Raw genomic sequence first — 21,786 nt, 5'->3', positions numbered from 1 at the left:
CAATCAACCCGCGTCCGGCTGCACCAGCGGTGCCGCATTTTTGAACGCATCCAGTTCGGCACAAGCCGCGTCCACCGCGCTGATGCGGGGCCAGCGGCTCAGGTCCACCTTGAAACGGCGTGCGCTCTCCACCTGCGGGATCAGGTACACGTCGGCAATCGTCGGCGTATTGCCAAAACTGAAACTGCCACGCTTTGTGTCCGCAGCCAGCAGGGCTTCATAGGCGTCAAAGCCGGCCGTGATCCAGGTGGCACACCAGGCGTTGACCGCCGCTTCGTCCGCACTCAGGGTTTTGCGCAGGTATTCCAGAATGCGGCGGTTGTTGACGGGATGGATGTCGCAACCCACCAGCGCCGCCAGCGCCCGCACATGGGCGCGGTCATCGGCATCGGTCGGCAGCAGCGCCGGCGTCGGATGGGTTTCTTCGAGCCACTCGATGATGGCCGGCGACTGGATCAGCACCTTGCCGTCGACGGCCAGCGCCGGCACCAGCATTTGCGGATTGACCGCCTTGAACTCGTCCTTGAGGTGCTGCTCGGTGCGCAGGTCCACCGCCACGTACTCAGTCTGCAAACCTTTGAGGTTCAGGGCAATGCGCAAGCGGTGCGAAGTCCCGCTACGGAAAAAGTTGTAGAGCTTCATGGCCGGGAATTTACTCTGCCGGGCCAACGGTCAGGGCCACTTCGCCAACGCCGGCCACATGGCCGGTGATCTTGTCGCCCACCACGACTGCGCCCACGCCTTCGGGGGTGCCGGTGTAAATCAGGTCACCGGGTTGCAGGTGGTAGAACAGCGACAGGTCGGCAATGATTTCACGCACATTCCAGATCAGTTTGTCGACATCGGACTTCTGCTTGGTTTCGCCATTTACCTCAAGCGCGATTTCGCCCTTGTCGATGATGACACCAGCCATCGGCACCACTTCGGAGCAGACCGACGACTGCTCGACGTCCTTGCCCAGATCCCAGGGACGGCCCTTGTCGCGCGCCACCAGTTGCAGGTCGCGGCGCGTCATGTCGAGGCCGGTGGCGTAGCCATAAATGAGCTCATGCGCATCTTCGGCCTTGACGCGAAAGCCCGGCTTGCCGATCACCACCACCATTTCCATCTCGAAATGGTAGTTCTTGGTCTCGGGCGGGTAAGCCACGGTGGCGCCGCTGTCCACCAGGGTATCGCGGGACTTGGTGAAGTAGAACGGGCGCTCGACCGTCTTGTCAACCGGGCGGCCCATTTCCACCGCGTGGGCGTGGTAGTTGCGGCCGACAAAAAACAGCCGGTTGATCGGCAAACGCTCGTTCTTGCCACGAACGGGCAGGGATTGAACGGCGGGCGGGTTCCAGAGGTATTGGGTCATGGTGTTGTCTGTCAAAAAAGTAAGTGAGGAGTAACTGAGTTGGCGTTTAGCCGCGATTTTCATAGACACCGAGCTTGCGGTGCAGGGGCGATTCGTCGGCAATGAAAACAAACGCGGATTGCACGGCCGACAAGTTGCTCAGCGTCACTTTTTCGTAGCCGGGGGCGCAGCAGGTGTCGGCTTCCGACAGGGTGAAGCTGCTGTCCACGATGCTGGCTTTCACCTGGCCTTCGATCACATGGAAGACCTGGGCTGGCGAACGGGCGGGCAGGCTCAGCGTCTGGCCCGGGCGCAGCATCAGGGCGTAAAAGCCCAGGATGTTTTGCGCGTCCGCGCCGGTTTCGGGTTGCATATACGTGATCTGAACCGCCTCGGCAGCAAACGCGTCCGAGGCCATCTCCAGCAGCGCGGCGCGCGCATCTTCCCAGGGGTAACGCAGCATCGGGTAGGCCTGGTTCGAGCGCTCGAACACCGGACTCGGGCGCAGACCACCGCGTGCGTACGACTTGACGCCCTCGCCGGCTTTCACGGCCTGGCTTGGGCCTTCAACATGGTAGGAGGCCTCCATGTAATAGACCAGGGGCAAGTCCAGCACGTCGAGCCAGATCACCGGTTGCTCGCCGTCGTGGCCGTGCTCGTGCCACAGGCCGGTGGGGGTCAGGATCAGGTCGCCGCGCTGCATCGGGCATTTTTCGCCATTCACCAGGGTCCAGGCGCCCTCGCCTTCGACCACCATGCGAACCGCGTTGGGCGTGTGCCGATGCGGCGGCGCCAGTTCACCGGGCAACAGCAGTTGCATGCCCAGGTACATGGCCGCGCTGGCCTGCATTTTTTCCAGGCCGTGGCCGGGGTTGGCCAGCACCAGCACGCGGCGCTCGGCTTTTTCGATCGGGGTCAACTCGCCCGCCTTGAGCAGCAAGGGTTTGATCGCGGCATAAGGCCAGTAAGTGGGCTGGGTTTTTCGTGCGGGCGTGCCGGGTGGCAGCACGGCGCGCAGGCTGGGCCACAGCGGCACCAGGTTCTTGCTGCTGAGTTCGTCGCGGTAATCCTGCGGCAGGTCTTCGAGGCGGCCCAGGGTGTCAAAACGGTCTTGGTCTTGCATGGTGTTTTCCTATGTATAAAGCGATGTGCAGTGGTGGTTGTGCCAAGAGCGGCGTCAGCCGGAAAAGGGGTTACTCTTTCACCAGGCAATTGGTCACGTTCCAGCCGTACAGCCATTCGATCGCGTCGTAGAAACGCTCTTGCGTGCGCCCTTTCCACAGCGAGTTGCGGATCTGCCGCTCGACGCCCTTGGCGTGGTAGAGGCGGCCCATTTCCCGCCCCGACAGCACGATGCGGCCGGTGCGGGTGATGCGCGAACGCTGGTACAGGTCAAGCGCCTTGACCCAGTCGTTGCCAGTCACGCGCAACGCTTCGCCCAAGGTGACGGCGTCTTCGAGCGCCATGCAGGCGCCTTGCGCCATGTACTGGGTGGTCGGGTGGGCGGCGTCGCCGAGGATCGTGGCACGGCCAAAGCTCCACTGCGCGATCGGCTCGCGGTCGGCGGTGGCCCAGCGCTTCCAGGTCTTGGGCAATTCGATCAGCTGGCGCGCCTGCGGGCAGATGCCCTGGAAGTAGCTTTCCACTTCTTCCTTGCTGCCATCGGTGACGCCCCATTCTTCCTTCTCGCGGCTATGGAAGGTCACGACGATGTTGTACTGCTCGCCACCACGCAGCGGATAGTGCACCAGATGACAGTTCGGGCCGGCCCACAGGCTGGCAGCATTCCACTGCAGGTCTTTCGGGAATTCGGCCTTGTCGACCACGGCGCGGTAAACCACATGGCCGGTGACGCGCGGCGGGTCGTTCACGTACTGTTTGCGCACCACCGACTTGCCACCGTCGGCACCGATCACGACCACACCCTTCCACTGCTTGCCGTTCTGGTCGGTCAGGGTCACGCTGTCGGCATCCTGCTCAACCTTCTCGATGCGGGTGTTGGTAAAGAATTCAACCTTGCCGGTTTCGACGGCGCCTTCGAGCAGCGACTTGTGGATGTCCACACGGTGGATCACGGCGTAGGGGTTGCCAAAGCGCTTGCGAAAAGCCTCACCGGTTTCGATCTTGCCGACCTGATAGGCATCGATCGCATCGTGCATCACCATGTAGTCGGTGAACACCGAGCGGCTGCGGGTCTTGTCACCCACACCAAGCGCGTCAAAAGCGTGGAACGCATTGGGGCCGAGCTGGATGCCGGCACCGATCTCGCCAATCTCGGGCGCCTGCTCGAACACTTGCACCCGAAACCCCTGGCGCACCAGGGCCAGCGCAGCCGCCAGACCGCCAATGCCACCACCAGCCACCAGAACCGGCAAATTTTCCTGCTTGTCGCTCATGTGTTGATCTCCATCAAAAAATAAGAGTAGAAAAACAAATTTAATCAGTACACTGATGATTAGTATAGTTATCAACTTGGTTTTTTAATCTAGGTGAAAACCCTAGCTCCAGGTCTTCCTAAAATCTTCCAATGAAAACAACAGCTTTGAAAAAAATCAGTCTTGAATCCCAGCCCGGTCACGCCATTCGTCGCCTGCACCAGGCGGCCGTCGCCATCTTCACCCATGAAATTGGCGAATTGGGCATCACCCCGGTGCAATACGCCACTCTGCAGATGGTTCACAACCATCCGGGATTCGACCAGCGCACGCTGGCGCGCAACATCGCGCTCGACACTTCCACCACCGCGGGCGTGGTGGACCGGCTGGAAGCGCGCGGCCTGCTGACGCGCAACGCCTCGCCAAGCGATCGGCGCGTGCGCCTGCTGTCACTCACGCCTGCGGGTGAACAGCTTTTGCTGGATACCATTCCGCGCATGGAAAAAACACAACAACTCATCCTGGCGCCGCTGTCGCCAGCGCAGCAAGCCGAATTCATGCACTTGCTCCATCTTTTGCTCAACAAGAGCCCGGACCCGAGCCAGATGCCGGTCGATACGGTCAGTGCCCAGGAATTTAGCGGCGGCATGACTCCGGTTTGACGCAAAATCGCCCGACCATCAGCGAAAGCATCAATGCATCCCAACACCCAGACCCTGACCCGCTTCTACACCGCCTTTGCCGCGCTGGATGCCGATGCCATGGCCGCTTGTTATGCAGAAGATGCCACTTTTGACGACCCGGCGTTTTCGCTCAAGGGGCAGCGCGACATCAGTGGCATGTGGCACATGCTGTGCGCCGCCACACTGGCCAAAAACCGCGCCGACTGGCAGCTTGAATTCAGGGACGTGCGCGCTGACGACCGCAGCGGCCACGTGCACTGGGAAGCGCATTACCGCTTCAGCGTGTCAAACCGGCTGGTGCACAACATCATCGAGGCCGACTTTACGTTCACCTCGCAAGGCCTGATTGCCAGCCACACCGACCACTTTGACTTCTGGCGCTGGTCACGCCAGGCATTGGGAATGGGCGGCTGGGTGCTGGGCTGGGCACCGTATTTCCGCAGACAGATGCGTGTGCAAACCCACGCCGCGCTGGCCAATTACCTGGCCAAGCACCCTTGACGCAAGCTTATTAAGCGCCGCAGCACTTCTTGTATTTCTTGCCGCTGCCGCAGGGACAGGGGTCGTTACGGCCCACCTTGGGATCAGCGTGCACGGTTTCGACACGCGGGCCGATGTGGCGCCACAGCTCACGCAGGTCGTACACCGCCCACATGGCATCAGCAAAGTCATTGAGCCGCTGCTCGCTGATGGTGGGTTCGCCGTCTTCCTCGAAGGCGGCCACGGTAGGAGTATCGGTGTCGTCCTCGGTCACGGCCACGATGCATTCGAGCGCGGCATCAAGCACCTTGGCGGCTTCCTTGTCACGCGGCGGCGCCCATTCATCGGGCCAGCTTTCCACCGCGTACATGAAGCCAATGGCCCAGATCTGGCCAAATGAGGGAATCGGCGCATCGCCCATGTCGGCGCGTTGCGCCTCGGGCAGGGCGGCAATGGCGCCGCGCAGGTCCATCACTTCGGGCTGGTAGGCGCGCTCGTCGTCGAGCGATTCCACATCGGCATTGAGCGCGGTGGCCACCTCGTTCCAGCGCCGCATCCACAGGTCGAAAAAGCGCTTGAACTGGGCTTCATCGGCAAACAATGGCGTTTCGCTGTCGTCCTCCAGGTCCAGCAGCACCGAAAAATACTCGGCCGGGCTGATCACGCGGCGGCAGCACACCAGGGCCGCCATGAAACCTTCGCAAAATTCCCACTGCGGGGTTTCGTCAAAGCGCGTGCGCAGGTCGTCCAGGATGGTGTCGAGTTCGTCGAAGTCGGCGGACTGAAGGGTTTCCGCAAGGGCTTCGGCATCGCCAGGTGCTGGCGTGGAGATAATTGTCATGGCGCACATGTCATAAAGTGTGAATGGCCCTATTCTGCCCTGCCTGGAAAGCTTATCCTTTGCCAAAGACCTTCATGGGTTTAAACGCGATGACAAATCCAAGTTCTTTTTCCTTATCATTAATCCTCTCGCTGAGTCTGGTGGCTTGCGGCGGGGGCGACGACTCCACGACGGTTGTGCCAGCCAGCTATGTGCCAGGTCTGGCTGAACAGGGGGCCTGGAATGTATTGAGCGAAGCACGCAGCTTATGCGGCTTTGATGGCGCCAACCCGCTCGTCAAATTGACGCGAAACGCCAAGCTTGATGCAGCCGCCCTGAGCCACTCAAAATACCTCGTTGACCGGTCAATCGTAACGGGCGACTCGGTACTTAGCCATTTGGAAACACCCGGCGATCCCGGCTTTACCGGCGTCTATCCGTGGGATCGCGCCGCTTATCAGGGTTACAACTACAAGGCACTGGCTGAAATATTGGCAGCGACCGTGTGGGAGTACAGCTACCCGCCAAACTTTCCTACCATGCAAGAGCGCGGCGCCAACTCCATGCGCAGCCTGCTCAACACGGTGTACCACTTGTCCGGCGCCATGTATGAAGGCGCAGATGTGGGCTTTGGCGCTTACATGAAAACGACCATGATCAATGCCACGACATGGCGCGAGGAATACCGCTTTGGCTCACTCAACGGTTATGAAAATATCAGCAGACGCATCACGCTGGGCACCGGCAAGGTGGTCACCTATCCCTGCCAGGGCAGCACCAATGTTCCTCCTGAGTTTGTGCCTGCCGATGAGAGCCCCAACCCGTTTCCAGCGATGACCACCGCCAGCCCGCCCGTGGGCCCACCCATTTACCTCAAGGTGGATGCACCACAGGTACTCAGCGTAAACACAGCCAGCAGCAGCATCACCCTGAACGGCATGGCCGTGCCGTTCACGGTACTGAACAACGACAATGACCCCAACGAAGACCCCATTGATGGGGAGCCCTACATCACCCCCAACGAAGTCTTTGTGATTCCCACCCAGGCATTGCTACCCAACACAAGCTACCAGGTCACCCTGAACGGCAAGGTTGGCCTGACGGCTTTTCCCCAAATTACTTTCACGATGCAAACGGGGCAGTAACACCTGTCCGCAAGCCTTGCGCCACCGTGGCATAGCGCAATGCCACCCGCAGCTCGGTCTTGAGCCGGGTGTTGTCCATGCGGCGGGACTCGCTCATGAAGCTCAGCAACATCAGCGGCAATTGCGCCTGGGCCGTGTCGCGCGGCACCCGGGGCGGGTGTGGCAGACCGTACAGGTCAGCGGCCATGTCAAAGTAGTCGCCCATTTTCAGACAGGTATCGTCATTGACGTTGTACACCCGCCCGGGCCGGCCGCGCCACAGGGCGGCGATGCAAGCGCGCGCCAGGTCATCGGCGTGGATGTGGTTGGTGAACACATCGTCACTGGCTTGCAGCACCGGCGTGCCCTTCTGCAGCCGCTCGCGCGGGGTACCGCCCTCGCGGTCGGGCGCGTAGATGCCCGGTATGCGCAGGATGTTGACGGGCACCGCAGCGGCGCGGCCAAAGTGGCGCACGCGGCGCTCGGCATCGATGCGCCGCTGCGCCCTGGCGGTGGCGGCGTTGAGCGCCCGGCCCTCGGTGACCACCTCACCCTGGCAATCGCCATAAACACCGCTGGTGGAGCCATACACCAGGCTTTGCACGGACGAGCGCCGTCGCAACACCTGCAACAGTGCCTGGGTGCGCGGGTCCTGGCCACCGCTACCCGGCGGCGGCGCCAGGTGCACCACCCGCGTGGCCAGGCCGCTCAAGCGCTTGAGGCTGTCCGGCTTGTCCAGATTACCGACCAGTGGCGTGATGCCCAGCGCACGCAATTCGGCCACGCGCGCGGCCTGTGAAGTGAGCGCCAGCAAGCGCACCCGTGCGTCCAGTTGGCGGGCCACGCGCAGACCGACATCACCGCAGCCGACCAGCAACACACGCTCACGCCGAAAGCGCGCTGGCAAGGCGCCGGGACGGGTGGCGTACAGGAGCGCATGAGGGCTTCGCAATGCAGGCAAAATCGACTCCTTTTAAATTTGAAGCTTTGAGGATAACCAGAATATGACCGGCAGCGCGAGCCCAAGTGCTTTTCACATCACCATCGAACCCAGCGGCCGCGAATTTGACGTGGCAGCCGGTGAAACCATTCTGGCAGCCGGTATTGCGCAGGGCATCAACCTGCCCTATGGCTGCAAGGATGGCGCTTGCGGCTCGTGCAAATGCAAAAAACTCAGTGGCAGCGTCAGCCACGGCGCGCACCAGAGCAAGGCACTCAGCGAAGCCGAAGAGGCCCAGGGTTTCGTGCTGACCTGCTGCGCCAGCCCCATGAGCGACGTGGTGCTGGAATCGCGCCAGGTCACGCTGGAAGGCGCTTTTGCCATCAAGAAAATGCCCGTGCGCGTCAAGCTGCTGGAGAAAAAATCACACGACGTGTTCCGCCTGCTGCTGCAAATGCCGGCCAACGAGGTCTTTGCCTACCACGCCGGCCAGTACATCGAGTTTTTGCTGCAGGGCGGCGCGCGCCGAAGCTATTCCATGGCCAGCGCACCACACCTGATCAGCCAGGGGCTGGAACTGCACATACGCCACATGCCGGGCGGCAAATTTACCGACCATGTCTTTGCCACCATGAAAGAGCGCGACATCTTGCGCATTGAAGGCCCGTTTGGCAGCTTTTACCTGCGCGAAGACAGCGCCAAACCCATCTTGCTGCTGGCTTCGGGCACCGGCTTTGCCCCCGTCAAGGCGATCATCGAGCACCTCCAGTTCAAAGGCATCAAGCGCCCGGTCACGCTGTACTGGGGTGGCCGCCGTCCGGCCGACCTGTACATGGATGACTGGGTCAAAACCAAATTGGCCGAGATGCCCGAACTGCGTTATGTGCCGGTGGTATCAGCGGCCCTGCCCGAGGACAACTGGCACGGGCGCACCGGCTTTGTGCACCGCGCCGTGCTGCAAGACCTGCCGGACTTGAGCGGCTACCAGGTGTATGCCTGCGGCGCGCCGATTGTGGTGGACTCGGCGCGTGCCGACTACCTGGCAGCCGGTTTGCCGGAAGACGAGTTTTATGCCGATGCGTTTACCTCGGAGGCAGACAAAGTGGACCAAACAACCACCGCAACGGCCTGAAGGCCCCCGGCACAGACCCTGGAATCCATGCGGATTCTCAATTCGTCGTTACATTTTGATGCACATGTGTGCTGACGCACACAACACACAGGGCCCTGGCTGGTATAAATTACATTTACCCACAACCCTGAAGGAACAACCATGAAAAATCTGATCACACGCAATCGCCCGGTGCTTGCCGCCTTGAGCGCCACCCTTGTTCTGCTCGGTGGCTGCGCCAACATGTCGGACGCCCAACGCAGTTCCGCCATTGGCGCTGGTGTTGGCGCACTGGCGGGCGCCGCCATTGGCGACAGCTCCAAGTCGGCAGCCATTGGCGCCGGTGTCGGGGCGCTGGGCGGCTATATCTGGTCCAACCAGATGGCGCAGAAAAAGGCCGCCATGGAGCGAGCCACCGCCGGTACCGGCGTCGATGTGACGCAGACCGCCGACAACCAGCTCAAGCTCAACATCCCAAGCGACATTTCATTTGACGTCAACAGCGCGGTCATCAAGCCCAATCTGCGCCCCATCCTGGACCAGTTTGCGCAAGGCCTGGCCAACCAGCCCAACACCGAGATCCGCATCGTGGGCCACACCGACAGCACCGGCTCGGACGCCATCAACAACCCGTTGTCGGTCAACCGTGCTGCCAGCGCACGCAACTACCTGGTGTCCCGCGGCGTGAGCGGACAACGCATCCAGATTGACGGCCGCGGCTCCTACGAGCCCATCGCCGACAACTACTCCGAAGCCGGCCGCGCCAGAAACCGCCGCATCGAGATGTTTTTGGCGGAACGGGCGCGGTAAACACACGCCATTTTTCATTCGCCCGACGATCTGAAGTTTTCTGCCCTGGATGGCACTCCGCTAGAACGCCAGGCTTGATTGCAGCGAGGCCTCTGCCAGCGGCCGCAGTCGGGCGTAATGCAGCAATTCAGCCAGGCGTGCGCCTTTGCCCTGCCATTCATGCACCACGTTTTCGGCCAGCAGCACGTAATGCCATGGCGCGCTGCCGCGTTGCGCCACGGGCAAACCATTGATACGATCACACCAGGCCAGCGCGGCTTTGAGCTTGCGCTGCACATTGGGGTGAATGGCCTGCGCTTGTGCCTTGGTTTCCACCAGATAGACCGCGTCAGCCGTTCGCACCAGAAAGTCAGGCGAGTAAAACGCAGGCAGGCCGTCATCCTTCACATAGCGCAAGCGCGTAAAGGTGTGGCGGTTTTCACTGAGCTTGCAGAACGCCTCCACTTGCGTATCTGCTTGCGCCCAATAGATCAATGCTTTCTCCAGCCCGCCGTTGCGGGCGGGCCAGGCCAAGCGGGTGTAAATGCATTTGGACACCGCCACAGAATGGCATTCGCGCATCATCAATTTGGGTACTTCTGACAAATGCCGCAAATGGACCTCGGTTTGCCCGGTGCTGTGTTTTTGCTCGTTTTCAAGCAGCGCGACAGCGAACACTTTGGTGATGTGATCCACCACGGGCTGCAATAACAACACGCGCCAGTTTTCACCCTCCAGCGGGTTAAAGGCTTGGTCAAACAGTTGCGTCCAGATGTAGTCATCCAGCCAACCGGTGAGTTCTGCGGTATTGACTTGCAGATACGGTTTGGCCAGGTGTGTCGCTATTTTGTTGCCCTTTGGCATCGGTTCACTGAGCGCCTGACTGATGCGACGGGTCAGGCGGCTCAAATACTCGTTATAGCCACCCACGTTCATCACGGCACCGTCCACACGGTAGTCGCCGAACAGCGTTGCGCTTTGCAGGTCTTGTGAAATAAAGGTGTCGCCCTTGCCAAGCAAGCCAGTCAATTGCGCAACGCTCATGGCGATAAATGCAGGCAAGGAGCACACATCCAGCGCATGGTGGTCACGCACTTCATCGGCCTCTTGCAAGATGAACGGAATGCCAAAATCAAACGCCTCAAAACCTTCGCGCAACTCGGCGGCGATCACGTCACCGGTCGCACTGGTGTCATCCATGTCGTCGCCCGTGGTGCCCGCCAGACCTTCGGCAATCAATTCGTCATAAAACGACTGAAAGGCCGGGTGCTCAACAATCGACAACACATCCAGCAAGCTGCCGGGCTCCTGTCCCGCGTTGATGCGTTCGCGGTTTTCGCGTTTCAGGTCGGTGTATTCGTCGTCACGCCACATCAGGCGCAGGCCCCGACCAATGGTTTGTTCCAGCAGAATCTGCGCTTGCGAACTGCGCAAGGGCACGATCACGCAAATGTTGTTCACGTCAAAGCCCTCGCGCAGCATCAGCACGCTCACGATCACGCGGGGCGTGGCATGGTGATCAATACTGAACAGACGCTGGCGCACCGGCACCCAATCCTTCTCGCCCAGCTCGGCCTTTTTGCCGGAGTCAATGGTCATCACCTCGTCAGCATTGAGCCCCTCCTGATCTTGCAGGAACCCCGCCACCAGCGGCGACACCGTGGTGTCTTCGCACACCACCAGCATCTTCGGGTGACGCGTAGGGTCAAGCCCGGCAAAGTCAGTTTCCAGCTTGCGCAGCTTTTTCAATCCGGCGCGCAGCATCACGCGCTGGCCTTCGCTCAAGACCGGGTTGCCCTGCTCATCACGCTCGGCCTTGAACTCCAAAGGGAGCGCGCCGATTTCCTTGCGGCGGTCCAGCACCAACGACTTCACCAGGCCGGCACGCATCGCGCTTTTCAGGTCAAAGTCCGTGATGATGTGCGGAAAGTACAGTTTGCGCTTGTTTCTGCCAGCACCCACGTCGTTGTAGGGCGTGGCGGAAAAGTCAACCTGCACAAAGCGCCGCCCCTTGGTTTCGGCAATTCTTGACAGGCTTTTTTGCCACTCCACCTCGGTGCTTTCACCCTCACGCTTGAACTCATGGATGTGGTGGGCCTCATCGTTGAATACCATCAACTCAGGCAAATCCGCCAAAAACTCCAGCACATTGCCGCGTGCATAACGGCGGTCCAGCACGTCCAGGCTGTTGCCGGTGGCGCGTCCGGGCGTCAGCGGCAAAACGGCTTCGATGATTTGCTGCGGGTCCAGTGGTGCGCCCAGGGCTTCGATTTCTTCAACGTCTTCGGCGACGTCACCCTCATTCAAAAGATGCCAGTTGGTGATGGCAATCATGCCGTTGCCGGTGGCTTTCAGGCCGATCTCGGTCTTACCGCAGACGTTGCCGCGCACAAAGGCAAACACCACATCCCGATGCACGTCGGGGATGAAAAGATCGACAAATTTGGCAATGTCCGACGTGGCAAAGTCGCGCGCGCCATTGCCGCTTTCGCTCTCGATCTGCTTGCCGCAAAACGCATCCAGCAGGCGCTCGTAAACGATCAAGCCCGGCGCCACCACCATGAACTGGCGGGTAAAGCGTGCATCGTCCATCCCCTCAGCCAGCGCCGCCGTTTTGTTGAGCAGTTGCCAGATCATCAGCGCCTGCAACACCCAGGTCTTGCCGGTGCCGGTGGCCATCTTGAAGCAGTATTTTGGGTGCCCATGTTTGGCCTGTGCCACCTCATTCAGGCGCGTGCCAGCCAACAACGCATCCGGGGCAACCTTTTTGTAGAGGTCAAGAAGCGTCCAGTTTTCATGATCTTTGCCCAACACCTCATGCGCCACGATAGCATTCAAAATCGCCTGCTTTTGGCCCGTGTGAAAGTTCAGGCCGCTGCGCGCCAGCACCATGTCGTCGCCAAACCACCACAGCAACAGCTCGGCCGTGGTGGGTGTCACCAGTTCCAGAATGTCGGCGGCACCTGACTCCAGGCCCAAACACAATTGATTGGTCTTGGCGGTCAGGCCCATGGAGAGTGCGAGTTGGTTGTCTTTTTCAAGCATATTGTTGCCCCTGAATTTGTTGGCTGATAAACAAATTGTTTATAATTTGGTCGTGATTGAAAACTTTGCCAACCCGGAAACCGAGCGACTCTTTGTCACGGGCAAGTCGCGTCGTCTGCCTCCTGACATCTTGCGCCGCGCCGTCATGCGACTGACACAGCTTGACGCCGCAACGCAGCTTGAAGACATGCGCCAGCCGCCATCCAACCGACTGGAGTCCTTGTCGGGTGATCTGGCAGGCAAATGGAGCATCCGCATCAATGACCGTTGGCGTGTGTGTTTCCGGTTTGAGCGCGGCAACGCCACAGACGTTGAAATCATTGATTACCACTGAGGAAATAGCACCATGAAAACCCCTGTCAACGGCATGCCCGCCATCCATCCCGGCGAATTCCTGCGCGAAACACTGGAAGATATGGGACTGACTCAAACTGCTTTTGCCGAGGTCATCGGCGTATCGCCCATGCGCGTTTCGCACCTGCTCAGAGGTGACCGCCCTGTCACTGCCGAACTGGCGTTGCGCCTGGGTCGTGCGCTGGGGCAGTCGCCGCAGTACTGGCTGAACTTGCAGACTGCTTATGATTTGAAAGTGGCGCAGGAGACACTTAAAGACAGTCTGCAGGCAGTGCGGGAACTGGTTGCGGCTTGAAGCCACTCCGGTCAACACCTCACACCACCCCCACCATCACAACCACTTCGGCCTCAAACCCAAACACATCAACCACGCGAACGCACACCTTGCGCGGGCCGACCTTGTGCGCGACCGTCACCACGGCCTGCGTCACCACGCGCAGCGCATCTTCATCATTGGCGGTGTTGCCCCGGTAGTCTTGCCAGACCGAGCGGAACACCCGGCCGTCGTAGTCCGGGTCCACCGCCCAGTATTCGATCAGCGCCAGCGGCTCCTGGTTGATGACGGCCTGCAGTTTGACGCGGTTGGCGTCGTCGAGGTTGATGGCTTCGGGTGACAGCAGCACGTAGTTCTTGAGCTTGACGGTCAACGTTTCCTGCCTTTCGCCCGATGATTCCGTTCGCCCTGAGCCTGTCGAAGGGCTGCGTTCAATCGGGTGAATCGTCAGGTATTGCAGCGAAGAGAACCTCACTTGCCCGCGCAGCTTGTCGATGCCGCCTTTTTTCTTCAGCCGGTCCATCAGGTCAGGAGGGATCACCAGTACCTCAAGCCGACTGTCGTTCAGCGCGGTGATGGTTTCGCCAATCGAGGGCTCAAAGTTCCAGCCCAGCACCACCACCCGGTCCCAGCCGCCCATCAGGTTATCGCGCTGAGCAATCGCCTTCTTAAGGGTGGCTGCGCCAGTGAGCTTGTTGGGCGAATCGGCCAGCACCAGCGTTTTGCTGCTCTTGCCAGCGCCAAAAGCCATGCCCGCAATCTGCCCCAGGTTGCGCTGCGGATTCACGTCGGGTGGCAATGGCAGCGCGCCGTAGAGCGAAAGCACGATTTGCGACAGGTCACCAATACGGAAGTCCCGCCCCAACATGGCCTTGGCCGCCTCCACCTGATAGTCGCCGATGGCCTGGTAGAGAAAGGGTTTGGCGTCCTGGTCAATCAGCCGCTTGCGCATGATCATGCAGGCGGGCTTGCCGAGGTCGGTGGTGATCCAGCGGCGGCCTAGTTTTTCGGCGACGGCCGCAGTGGTGCCTGAACCGCCGTTGAAATCTGCGACGAGGCCTCCTTCGGAGCATGAGGCACGGATGATTCGGTCGAGTAATTTTTCCGGTTTTTGGGTGGCGTAGTCGAGAATTTCAGCGCCAGTTTTTGCAGGAAGCAAATCAACCCAGACGGATTGCACGCGACGACCCTGTTCAAGATAGTCGTCCATGTATTGCTTCAAATACGGAGTGCCGGTGCTGGAGTAATAGATTTTGTTGTCAGCTTCCAGCACGTCGATGTTTTCTTGTGAATAGCTCCAGTGTCGACCTTGAGGAGGTGTTATTTCTACGCCACGAAAAGCCCTGGGTGGTCCGGAGCCGGGGGCGGTAATGGGTCCAGCGAAGAAGCGTTTTCCGTTCAGCACATCTGTTTGGTTGAAACGTGTACTTTGATGTTCGTCGGAAAGGGGCACATATACGGGCTCAAAAATGTGCGTGCTACCTTTTCGATAAAGCATTAACACATCGTGGACAACCCCGAACTTTCCCGCGTCGTTGTGTGCTCCAGTTCTTTGCCAAACGATTTCGTTTAGAAAATTTTCTTTTCCAAACACCTCGTCCATCGCCACTTTTACGTAATGCCCCACATGCCAATCCAAATGCACGTAAATCGAGCCAGTGTCCGCCAGCAACTCGCGCATCAAAATCAGCCTGGGCGTGATCATGGCGAGATACGAGGCAGTGCCGTCGCTCCAGGTGTCGGAATAGGCGAACTGCTCAATGACGGTGGGTTTTTGCTCCAGCTCCACGCCGGGTAAGTTGACCTTGGTGCGGTAGTCCGCCTTGCTGTCAAACGGGGGGTCGATGTAGATCAGGTCCACCTTGCCGCGCAAGCTGGGCGTGTTGTCATCGCCCGCCAGCAGCGCCGCCATGGCCAGCAAGTTGTCGCCGTAAATCAGGCGGTTGGTCCAGGCGTCGTCGTGGCTGGCCTGTTGTGCCTGCCGGTTTTGCGCCGTCACCCAGTCCTGCGCCGCAGAGTCCTTGGCGGGTAGCACCACCTCACGTGTTTGCAGCGACACGCGGTGGCGGCTCTCAATGCCTTCCAGGATTTTTTCGGCTTCTTTGCGGCCATTGGCCACGATTTCGGGGAGTTGTTCGAGCAGAGATTTGGGCATTGAATAAATCAACAGACAGTTGATAACAAAATCAAGTAATTGTTTAAATGATTATCAACTGAAAATTGATTTATTTCTCAAGCATTCAATAGCTTCGGGCGGATGAATGAAAAGATCGAATTCAGCAATCGGCTACGCGATGCCATGATCAAGGCCGGGTATTTAGCCAGTCCGTCCGTGATAGAGCACGAGTTCAATTTACGTTGGTACGGGCGCTCCATCAGCAATCAAGCTGCCTGGGGTTGGCTTAACAGTCGTTCTATTCCAACACAAGAAAAATTGCAGGTTCTTGCCGAATGGCTGAAGGTGGAGCCACAGGTACTGCGCTTTGGCGAGGTAGTACGCAACTCCATCCAGCAACACAAGCAGCGCTGGGACGAAGGCGTGGACTACCTGGAGCGGGAAACTTTCGATGCTTTCCTCAAGCTGCCAGCCTCTCAACGCAAGATCATCCGCGAGGTGATTTTGGCTTTCGCCAAGGTCCATGCAAGCACTGATGGGCCAGACGCTCGGGACACTGACTGATTGACTGACGGTCAGTAAGTATGCTCTTGGAGGTTACTCAATGGCTGAAACAGCCAATTACAAATAGTTAACGTGTGGCCGAATACCCGCTGCACATTAGCGGTCATCCGGTGAGTGGCATTTGCCTGACGCGGGGAACATGACCATGAACCTCAACCACCTCGTACCCAACGTTCGTGTAGATGCCTGTGTCAGGGTCTTTAGCCTGCTTAATGGCAAGTGTGACTTCAAGCGTGTCGCCCGGCGCAATGGTGATTTCGTGGGCAAAGAAATCCACATAGAAACGATCATGCACTACCGGCGCTGATATCGTGATTCCCCTCCAAACGAACTCCCACCGACGGTTGGACTTCTTGAGAATTGCCTTCACGATCTGGAGCTCGGCTTGCTCAGTGATGACTCGACAATCTGGGTCTTCTGGCGTTTGTGTGGCAAGGGAGATGAGCGTGGAACGGGGTATTGGGATCGCTGGAGCAGGCGAATCCATTTTCTCGACGAGTCCAAAAGATTTGACCTTCTCGTCAGCCGCCACGGCCTCGAACGTGCGAGTCATAGCCTTGACGAATTGTGGATTCTTCTCAACCCGTCTTGTCGCGTCGTAAACGTTTCTCGGGACTACGACTCGATCATTGCCCTTTTGGATTATTACTTCGTCAGTCTTGACTTCAACCGTGACCTTGTCATCGACTGCCAGCGTACGTTCATAAATGTAGTTACCCAGGACCCCAAGCACAAGACCCATAACGATCTGATTCGCGAAGAGGTTACGAGAGCTTGAATACAGTGCGCGGATGAGCGCGCGGAAACTACCGGGCCCCAGCGCCTCGACGACGATCTCTATTTCGCAGCCGACATTCAACGTTGTATTTGCGGCTTTCGCTGCGTCGGCGAGAGCGACTAGCGTTGATGCTAAGGTGTACGCATTGATGCGCGTGTCATCGGTATCGAAGTGGATGACAACCGAGTTCTCAAACTGAGCGATATTGACTACGCGCATGGCAACCTTTCTTGAGGGCTAACGAGGCTGTATAAAAACCCGATATTCAGCAGTACCGAGTGTTGCACCAAGACGTCGGGAACTTCGAGTCGGATGTTTTCAGTCATGCCTGAAGTGTGCCGGATTATCGACCTCTGGTGGCCATCATTGGCTTGAAGTGCGTCTCTCGGCAAAAAACGCAAGAGCTTCATGAGTCAGGTTGGAATGGTGTTTTCTAGGCTCACTATCGTGATGGTCTTGGCTCCACGAGTCAGCGCGACATACAGCTCCTTGGGCGACATGGCTTCCGCCTCCAGAATGATCGCGTGGTGATACTCAAGACCCTTGACCAGCAAAGTCGTTCCGATGAGCTTGTTGTGACGGATAGGCCGCCCGGAATGACGGAAGTCACGCTGGTAACGCTGCGCGCTTTCCAACAGACTCAGTCCTTCATTTTCCTCATGCGTCCGCAGGACTTTCATAAATCTGTTCACCAAGTCGCGCCGATACGTTGACGTTTCCGGGTTGGTCTGGATAGCAGTCACCAAGCGCGCTAAATTCGGACTCGAAGGGTCTGCTAGGTAGTGATTAGCGACCTCCAGTATTTTGGGATACTTGGTTACCTTCGTGGCCTTCGCATGCTCCCCGCGCTTGGTGGCAGCACTCAAGATTCCATCCACCGCGTTGCAGCATTTCTTGGCGAATTCGATCGCCAGGCACAGCTTCTGCTTGACCGTCTTGGAAGCTTCGAGTTTTTTGATGAAGCTAAACAAATCCTTTCCTTCGACCTCTTCGATACTGGAAAACTTGCCGCCGAGCGACTGCGCAAGCTTGTGGGTCTTGTTCTTGGATTTCGGATCGCCTGAGTGAATGGCAATCACCGTCTCTTCATGGTCCAGGAACTCATAGAAAAAATTGAGACGCCCTGGGTTGGTGAAGTCCGTCAGATCAACAGCAACCCTTCGAACACCCTTGGGCAGTGGCGTAGCGAGCGAAATTTTTTCCCCGGCACGCAACCGTTTTCTCGCATCATCGAGCCAGTCCCCAAGTTCGGTAGCACCGGCCAAGCGCCATCGCCACGGCGTTTTCAGCTCACCCAGCAACTGATAGTGGGGATAGACATGCTGTTCCCAATTAACTGGTTGGTCTGCAAAGTCGAAGATTGCCTGCATGGGATCACCCAGGAGACGACAAGGCAACAGTTTCGTCACCGCCTCGACCAGCGTGTGCTGCTGAGTCGAGCAGTCCTGGTACTCATCTACATAGATGCCCGAGTAAGAACTTTTGACAAAGCGTTTAGCAAAGGGTCTGTCGAGCATGGCAGTGCACGCCTCGTAGAGCTTCCCCCATTCTTTGCTGTTTGGGTATTCCTTCTTCCAGTTAGAGGTCTTGGGGAAATAGAGGCACAGTCGCAACGCCCAGCTTGCGATGGTGTCGATCTGGTAGCGCGACGCGGGAACAGCCAGTACCTGCATCTTCTTTTTGATCGCGTTGACGCCAGCATAGGTGTGTGTCAGGATCAACTGGCGTTGCGACGAGGCCTTGACGGCCATTGCGATGAGATGCGTCTTACCGTATCCGGCAGGCGCAATTACGTAGCCTTTGCCGTCAAACTCTGCGAGCTTTTTGGGCAAATCCTCATCCATGGTCCACCCAAGCGCGGAGTCGATTCAACTTGGTGGCCAACTCGCGCTGCTTGAAATTCGGATCATCGAAGGCAGGCGCTATCGTGTCAAACCAGCTTTGCGCATCTGAGATGGATTTGAACCACGGCGAAGAGTTGGCTTTCGCTGCGTCGCCGACCGCTTTGCGCAGCTCGGGTGAATCGGGCCACTTCATGATGTCCGGATCGAGCACGACGTTTAGTTTTGAGCGCACGTTGTCATGGACAGACAGCCCCAGTTCCTGTGCTAACTTGACGCTCGCAAGGACACTGGCCCACGGCAGGTCGAACATCGCCCGCTGCTCGAGAGCCAATTGATCGGACCAGATGAACACCTCGATCGCCTGCTTGGTCAAGTCTTCCGCGTCCTTCGGCGAGAACTGCGCTGGCGCATCGCCATCTGCCACTGCACATACGTCGTAGTGCAGCGCTTTGAATCCAGTCGCGAGACTTTTGACCTTGCTGGCGCCATGAGCATCCAGCAATACAGTGCCCACGTAGGACAGTGGATTCAGGCCGGACGCTACCCAATAATTGTCCAGGCCACGCAGGAAGCCCACTTCTGTTGCGCCTTCGCAGACAACCACCTTCATGGACAGGAAGGCTTCCGCACTGGAACGAACGTGACCTTGAATGTTGAGCCCTTCCAGGTCCTTGCCTGCGGTGGCCACCACCTCCACGTCACCGGCTGACTTGTGTACGACGTGGAGTTGGGTAACTGTCAACTCTCGCAAAACGGACGGAGAATGGGTCGTCAGGAAATACTGCCCCGTTGCGTCATCTTTGATGTGCTTGATCAGCCGCGCGATCCGGTGGGGCTCGAGTCCCAGTTCCAGTTCGTCGAAGAGAGTGATATGTCGCTCTTCGAGATTTTCTTTCTGGATGCCACAGAGAAGCATCCTTCGTGATCCAAGCCCAAGCTGCCGAAGCGGCATATCACCATCGTGCAACGTCAGTCCGCCCATTCTGATACTGATGGAGCCGAGATCGAGATTGACCTTGAAAGAGTCATCAACCGGAATCCCGAGCTTCTTCGCTACCACCTCCGACTTGGCCGCTGCCGCATCGAAGTTCTTCAAGGCAGCGGCTCGCTGCCCATCGAGCGAGTTTCGTGCAGCGCGTGTGGCATCAACGAGCGACTCGCTTAGGTTTTCCGATTCCGTGATCTTGGCGAGGGCAGTTCCGGCCGCCCAGGTCAGTTGTTTCTCGCTGTAGGATCCAATCAGGCCAACATTGACCTTCGCCCGGTCTGCAGCCTTGAAGTCCACACCATCAGGATTCCTGGCTGTGACGATCTTCCATTTCGGTTCCAAGTTCTTTGCCACGCTGAGATGGGCGCTGAGCACGATTTCATCGTGATCCTCCGGCTCGTCATGAAGCGTGGATGTGGTCTTGTCCAAACCACGCAGATGCGCACCGTATTTTTGCTCTGAACAGAATTCATCAGGCAGATCACCGATGACGATCTCAATCTTGATCGGATCGTCGGTTTTGCAAAGATGAAAATCCGAGTCGTTGAATGCGAGGTTCCATTGAGGATTGAAGACACACCGGATGGCATCAAGGATTGTCGTTTTTGCAGAGTCACCTTTTCCAATCAGGCAGAAAATCTGCTGATCAGGAAGATTCCATTCCAGACGCCTTACGCCCCTGAAATTTTGGATATTGATTCTTCTTATTTTCACGTCTCCTCCTTTATTGAGATCAACACTGTACTCCGGCATAGCTGCAGCGGGATATATGCATTGCCAGCCAGGGGATCGCGGAAAATCACCTTCAAGAGAATCGGGCGACTTGGCTTTAATCCCTATTTTCGTGGAACGCACTGTGACGCGATGTGACGAGCGGCGCCCTTCCGATGCCGACACAGTTTGATCGCCGGGGACCACGGCCTTCCCAGACATTGGGTGACCGGTTTAGACCGTTCTCATCCTTCCAGCACAAACCGCGCCTCCAGCGCATTCAGCAACTCAAACGTATCCACAAACCGCACGCCAAAGTGCTGGCAAACATTGGGAATCAGGAATTTACGGCGGATAGCCAAGTTCAGTTGCTCATGCGTCACGACCGTGGCGTTGATTGTCATGGCCTTGGCGATCAACCACGGGTCAGCGCCGCCCAGAAATTCTTCAATTGCGCCAGTTTTCATTAACAAAGCATTGCTGGCCACGTACTGGGCCACTTGGGCAAAAGCGGTCTGCGTGGCTTGGTCGGATTCATCCAGGAACAAGGGGGCTTGGCCTTTGGCCCATTCGGCTAGCGCGTCATTACCACGCTGCAGTTCATCGCGCACGCTACGGATGCTGTTCACTTCACCCGCTTGATTGGCTTTGTGCAGCCAGTCCCAGTAGCCGGGGCAAATGCTCATCTGGTAGTAGCGGTTTTTGGCTTCAATCAGCGTGTTGGCGTCCAGCAGGTAGATCACTGTTCCAACACTCCTGCGAGCACTTTCAGCTTGCCTGGTTGAACACCCAGAAGGCGTCCGGCATCCCGCAGCAGCAAACGGCCACTCAAGGCCTCGGCCAGCACTGCGCGGGCAAAGCGCTTGCTATTTTTGGCGTTGGCATTGCGGTAAAAGTTGCCACCGCCGCCCGGCTTGTTACGAAAGGCGGCCAGTTCGGCTTGGTAGTGCTGCAGGTAAGTGGCGTGATCCACCAGGTCCAAATCAAATGCACGCCGCATGATGACAAGGCGGCTGACGTGAAAGCGCTGGGCCAGTTCGGCCACACGCTCGGGCAGGCTGTCGGTGCTTGCAGTCCACAGGGGGATGAACACGTCATGGGGTGCCAGAAACTCACCGGCCACGGCATTGCAGAAAACTTCTTCCCGCCGGGCGTTGCCAGGACTGGCGTTGGATATGCCGCTGCTGCCCACCCAAATATGGGCCAGTTCGTGTATCAGGGTGAATAGCCGTGCTGCCGGGGCGTCGGCGCTGTTGATGAAGACGAGGGGGGCTAGCGGATGGCTGACGGCAAAACCCCGGAACTCAGCCACGTCCAGAGGGCGGTGCGTGTTGTTGCCAACGATGCCGCTGCGCATGACGAGGATGCCAACGGCCTCAGCCGCTTCGACCAGTTGGCGGAAATAAACTTCCCATGTGCGCTGACCATTTTCTACGTCAATGCCCAGCACAGTCCGC

The 21,786-nt window shown here is 58.3% G+C and carries 21 protein-coding genes; 8 read left to right on the top strand and 13 right to left on the bottom strand.

Annotation, left to right across the window (positions count from 1 at the left end; all coding sequences use genetic code 11):
• Nucleotides 1-3: 3 nt before the first annotated feature.
• The 4 genes from maiA to NDI87_RS03455 form a co-directional block, all read right to left on the bottom strand.
• Nucleotides 4-642 carry a maleylacetoacetate isomerase gene (gene maiA, locus NDI87_RS03470; protein WP_296273414.1) on the bottom strand — a complete coding sequence of 213 codons (639 nt, stop codon included), beginning with the start codon at nucleotides 640-642 and terminating at the stop codon, nucleotides 4-6.
• 10 nt (nucleotides 643-652) lie between these two features.
• Nucleotides 653-1,354: a fumarylacetoacetate hydrolase family protein gene (locus NDI87_RS03465; protein WP_296273413.1), complete on the bottom strand. Its 702-nt coding sequence runs from the start codon at nucleotides 1,352-1,354 to the stop codon at nucleotides 653-655.
• Nucleotides 1,355-1,400: 46 nt separating this feature from the next.
• Nucleotides 1,401-2,456, bottom strand: coding sequence for a cupin domain-containing protein (locus tag NDI87_RS03460; RefSeq protein WP_296273412.1), 1,056 nt, complete (start codon nucleotides 2,454-2,456; stop codon nucleotides 1,401-1,403).
• 70 nt (nucleotides 2,457-2,526) lie between these two features.
• Complete coding sequence (locus NDI87_RS03455) at nucleotides 2,527-3,729, bottom strand: 3-hydroxybenzoate 6-monooxygenase (protein ID WP_296273411.1); 1,203 nt, start codon at nucleotides 3,727-3,729, stop codon at nucleotides 2,527-2,529.
• Nucleotides 3,730-3,860: 131 nt separating this feature from the next.
• Between NDI87_RS03455 and NDI87_RS03450 the strand changes: the two genes are divergently transcribed.
• Both NDI87_RS03450 and NDI87_RS03445 read left to right on the top strand, forming a co-directional pair.
• The gene (locus tag NDI87_RS03450; RefSeq protein WP_296273410.1) at nucleotides 3,861-4,370 is read left to right on the top strand and encodes a MarR family transcriptional regulator; all 510 of its coding nucleotides are present in this window, start codon (nucleotides 3,861-3,863) and stop codon (nucleotides 4,368-4,370) included.
• A 33-nt stretch (nucleotides 4,371-4,403) separates the two neighbouring features.
• Nucleotides 4,404-4,892, top strand: coding sequence for a nuclear transport factor 2 family protein (locus tag NDI87_RS03445; protein WP_296273409.1), 489 nt, complete (start codon nucleotides 4,404-4,406; stop codon nucleotides 4,890-4,892).
• A gap of 10 nt (nucleotides 4,893-4,902) precedes the next feature.
• On the opposite strand, the gene NDI87_RS03440 is transcribed toward NDI87_RS03445, so the two are convergent.
• Nucleotides 4,903-5,712, bottom strand: coding sequence for a UPF0149 family protein (locus tag NDI87_RS03440; protein ID WP_296273408.1), 810 nt, complete (start codon nucleotides 5,710-5,712; stop codon nucleotides 4,903-4,905).
• An 89-nt stretch (nucleotides 5,713-5,801) separates the two neighbouring features.
• Between NDI87_RS03440 and NDI87_RS03435 the strand changes: the two genes are divergently transcribed.
• Complete coding sequence (locus tag NDI87_RS03435; protein ID WP_296273407.1) at nucleotides 5,802-6,836, top strand: hypothetical protein; 1,035 nt, start codon at nucleotides 5,802-5,804, stop codon at nucleotides 6,834-6,836.
• Here the strand turns inward: NDI87_RS03435 and NDI87_RS03430 are convergent.
• The gene (locus NDI87_RS03430; protein ID WP_296273406.1) at nucleotides 6,814-7,776 is read right to left on the bottom strand and encodes an SDR family oxidoreductase; all 963 of its coding nucleotides are present in this window, start codon (nucleotides 7,774-7,776) and stop codon (nucleotides 6,814-6,816) included. The genes NDI87_RS03435 and NDI87_RS03430 overlap by 23 nt on opposite strands.
• Nucleotides 7,777-7,819: 43 nt before the next feature.
• Here NDI87_RS03430 and NDI87_RS03425 point away from each other — a divergent pair, with 43 nt between their 5' ends.
• A complete protein-coding gene (locus NDI87_RS03425; RefSeq protein ID WP_296273405.1) occupies nucleotides 7,820-8,887 on the top strand; it encodes a CDP-6-deoxy-delta-3,4-glucoseen reductase in 1,068 nt (355 codons plus the stop codon).
• Between the two features lie 141 nt (nucleotides 8,888-9,028).
• Nucleotides 9,029-9,676, top strand: coding sequence for an OmpA family protein (locus NDI87_RS03420; protein ID WP_296273404.1), 648 nt, complete (start codon nucleotides 9,029-9,031; stop codon nucleotides 9,674-9,676).
• A 60-nt stretch (nucleotides 9,677-9,736) separates the two neighbouring features.
• Here the strand turns inward: NDI87_RS03420 and NDI87_RS03415 are convergent, their stop codons facing one another.
• Complete coding sequence (locus tag NDI87_RS03415; RefSeq protein WP_296273403.1) at nucleotides 9,737-12,700, bottom strand: DEAD/DEAH box helicase family protein; 2,964 nt, start codon at nucleotides 12,698-12,700, stop codon at nucleotides 9,737-9,739.
• A gap of 52 nt (nucleotides 12,701-12,752) precedes the next feature.
• Between NDI87_RS03415 and NDI87_RS03410 the strand changes: the two genes are divergently transcribed.
• A complete protein-coding gene (locus tag NDI87_RS03410) occupies nucleotides 12,753-13,034 on the top strand; it encodes a type II toxin-antitoxin system RelE/ParE family toxin (protein ID WP_296273402.1) in 282 nt (93 codons plus the stop codon).
• A 12-nt stretch (nucleotides 13,035-13,046) separates the two neighbouring features.
• Nucleotides 13,047-13,349: a HigA family addiction module antitoxin gene (locus NDI87_RS03405; protein WP_296273401.1), complete on the top strand. Its 303-nt coding sequence runs from the start codon at nucleotides 13,047-13,049 to the stop codon at nucleotides 13,347-13,349.
• A gap of 19 nt (nucleotides 13,350-13,368) precedes the next feature.
• On the opposite strand, the gene NDI87_RS03400 is transcribed toward NDI87_RS03405, so the two are convergent.
• On the bottom strand, nucleotides 13,369-15,483 hold the full coding sequence (locus NDI87_RS03400; RefSeq protein ID WP_296273400.1) for a site-specific DNA-methyltransferase: 2,115 nt from the start codon (nucleotides 15,481-15,483) through the stop codon (nucleotides 13,369-13,371).
• A 102-nt stretch (nucleotides 15,484-15,585) separates the two neighbouring features.
• On the opposite strand from NDI87_RS03400, the gene NDI87_RS03395 reads away from it, so the two are divergent.
• On the top strand, nucleotides 15,586-16,008 hold the full coding sequence (locus tag NDI87_RS03395; RefSeq protein ID WP_296273399.1) for a transcriptional regulator: 423 nt from the start codon (nucleotides 15,586-15,588) through the stop codon (nucleotides 16,006-16,008).
• Nucleotides 16,009-16,111: 103 nt separating this feature from the next.
• Here the strand turns inward: NDI87_RS03395 and NDI87_RS03390 are convergent, their stop codons facing one another.
• The 5 genes from NDI87_RS03390 to NDI87_RS03370 all read right to left on the bottom strand — a co-directional run.
• Complete coding sequence (locus NDI87_RS03390) at nucleotides 16,112-17,005, bottom strand: hypothetical protein (protein WP_296273398.1); 894 nt, start codon at nucleotides 17,003-17,005, stop codon at nucleotides 16,112-16,114.
• A gap of 194 nt (nucleotides 17,006-17,199) precedes the next feature.
• Nucleotides 17,200-18,630, bottom strand: coding sequence for a UvrD-helicase domain-containing protein (locus tag NDI87_RS03385; protein ID WP_296273397.1), 1,431 nt, complete (start codon nucleotides 18,628-18,630; stop codon nucleotides 17,200-17,202).
• Nucleotides 18,623-20,332, bottom strand: coding sequence for an ATP-binding protein (locus tag NDI87_RS03380; RefSeq protein WP_296273396.1), 1,710 nt, complete (start codon nucleotides 20,330-20,332; stop codon nucleotides 18,623-18,625). Before NDI87_RS03380 ends, NDI87_RS03385 begins: the two co-directional genes overlap by 8 nt.
• Nucleotides 20,333-20,574: 242 nt before the next feature.
• On the bottom strand, nucleotides 20,575-21,072 hold the full coding sequence (locus NDI87_RS03375) for a DUF4411 family protein (RefSeq protein ID WP_296273395.1): 498 nt from the start codon (nucleotides 21,070-21,072) through the stop codon (nucleotides 20,575-20,577).
• Nucleotides 21,069-21,786 (bottom strand): ImmA/IrrE family metallo-endopeptidase (locus NDI87_RS03370; RefSeq protein WP_296273394.1); only part of this gene is annotated, 718 nt, incomplete at its 5' end. The genes NDI87_RS03370 and NDI87_RS03375, both read right to left, overlap by 4 nt.

Source organism: Rhodoferax sp. (assembly GCF_023701345.1).
Lineage (GTDB): Bacteria > Pseudomonadota > Gammaproteobacteria > Burkholderiales > Burkholderiaceae_C > Rhodoferax.
This window is presented reverse-complemented; position numbering and strand designations above follow the sequence as displayed.

Excerpts from the sequence above, each read along its gene's own strand:
- maiA (WP_296273414.1), bottom strand. The coding sequence starts at position 642 with ATGAAGCTCTACAACTTTTTCCGTAGCGGGACTTCGCACCGCTTGCGC.
- NDI87_RS03465 (WP_296273413.1), bottom strand. The coding sequence starts at position 1,354 with ATGACCCAATACCTCTGGAACCCGCCCGCCGTTCAATCCCTGCCCGTT.
- NDI87_RS03460 (WP_296273412.1), bottom strand. The coding sequence starts at position 2,456 with ATGCAAGACCAAGACCGTTTTGACACCCTGGGCCGCCTCGAAGACCTG.
- NDI87_RS03455 (WP_296273411.1), bottom strand. The coding sequence starts at position 3,729 with ATGAGCGACAAGCAGGAAAATTTGCCGGTTCTGGTGGCTGGTGGTGGC.
- NDI87_RS03450 (WP_296273410.1), top strand. The coding sequence starts at position 3,861 with ATGAAAACAACAGCTTTGAAAAAAATCAGTCTTGAATCCCAGCCCGGT.
- NDI87_RS03445 (WP_296273409.1), top strand. The coding sequence starts at position 4,404 with ATGCATCCCAACACCCAGACCCTGACCCGCTTCTACACCGCCTTTGCC.
- NDI87_RS03440 (WP_296273408.1), bottom strand. The coding sequence starts at position 5,712 with ATGACAATTATCTCCACGCCAGCACCTGGCGATGCCGAAGCCCTTGCG.
- NDI87_RS03435 (WP_296273407.1), top strand. The coding sequence starts at position 5,802 with ATGACAAATCCAAGTTCTTTTTCCTTATCATTAATCCTCTCGCTGAGT.
- NDI87_RS03425 (WP_296273405.1), top strand. The coding sequence starts at position 7,820 with ATGACCGGCAGCGCGAGCCCAAGTGCTTTTCACATCACCATCGAACCC.
- NDI87_RS03420 (WP_296273404.1), top strand. The coding sequence starts at position 9,029 with ATGAAAAATCTGATCACACGCAATCGCCCGGTGCTTGCCGCCTTGAGC.
- NDI87_RS03415 (WP_296273403.1), bottom strand. The coding sequence starts at position 12,700 with ATGCTTGAAAAAGACAACCAACTCGCACTCTCCATGGGCCTGACCGCC.
- NDI87_RS03405 (WP_296273401.1), top strand. The coding sequence starts at position 13,047 with ATGAAAACCCCTGTCAACGGCATGCCCGCCATCCATCCCGGCGAATTC.
- NDI87_RS03400 (WP_296273400.1), bottom strand. The coding sequence starts at position 15,483 with ATGCCCAAATCTCTGCTCGAACAACTCCCCGAAATCGTGGCCAATGGC.
- NDI87_RS03395 (WP_296273399.1), top strand. The coding sequence starts at position 15,586 with ATGAATGAAAAGATCGAATTCAGCAATCGGCTACGCGATGCCATGATC.
- NDI87_RS03390 (WP_296273398.1), bottom strand. The coding sequence starts at position 17,005 with ATGCGCGTAGTCAATATCGCTCAGTTTGAGAACTCGGTTGTCATCCAC.
- NDI87_RS03385 (WP_296273397.1), bottom strand. The coding sequence starts at position 18,630 with ATGGATGAGGATTTGCCCAAAAAGCTCGCAGAGTTTGACGGCAAAGGC.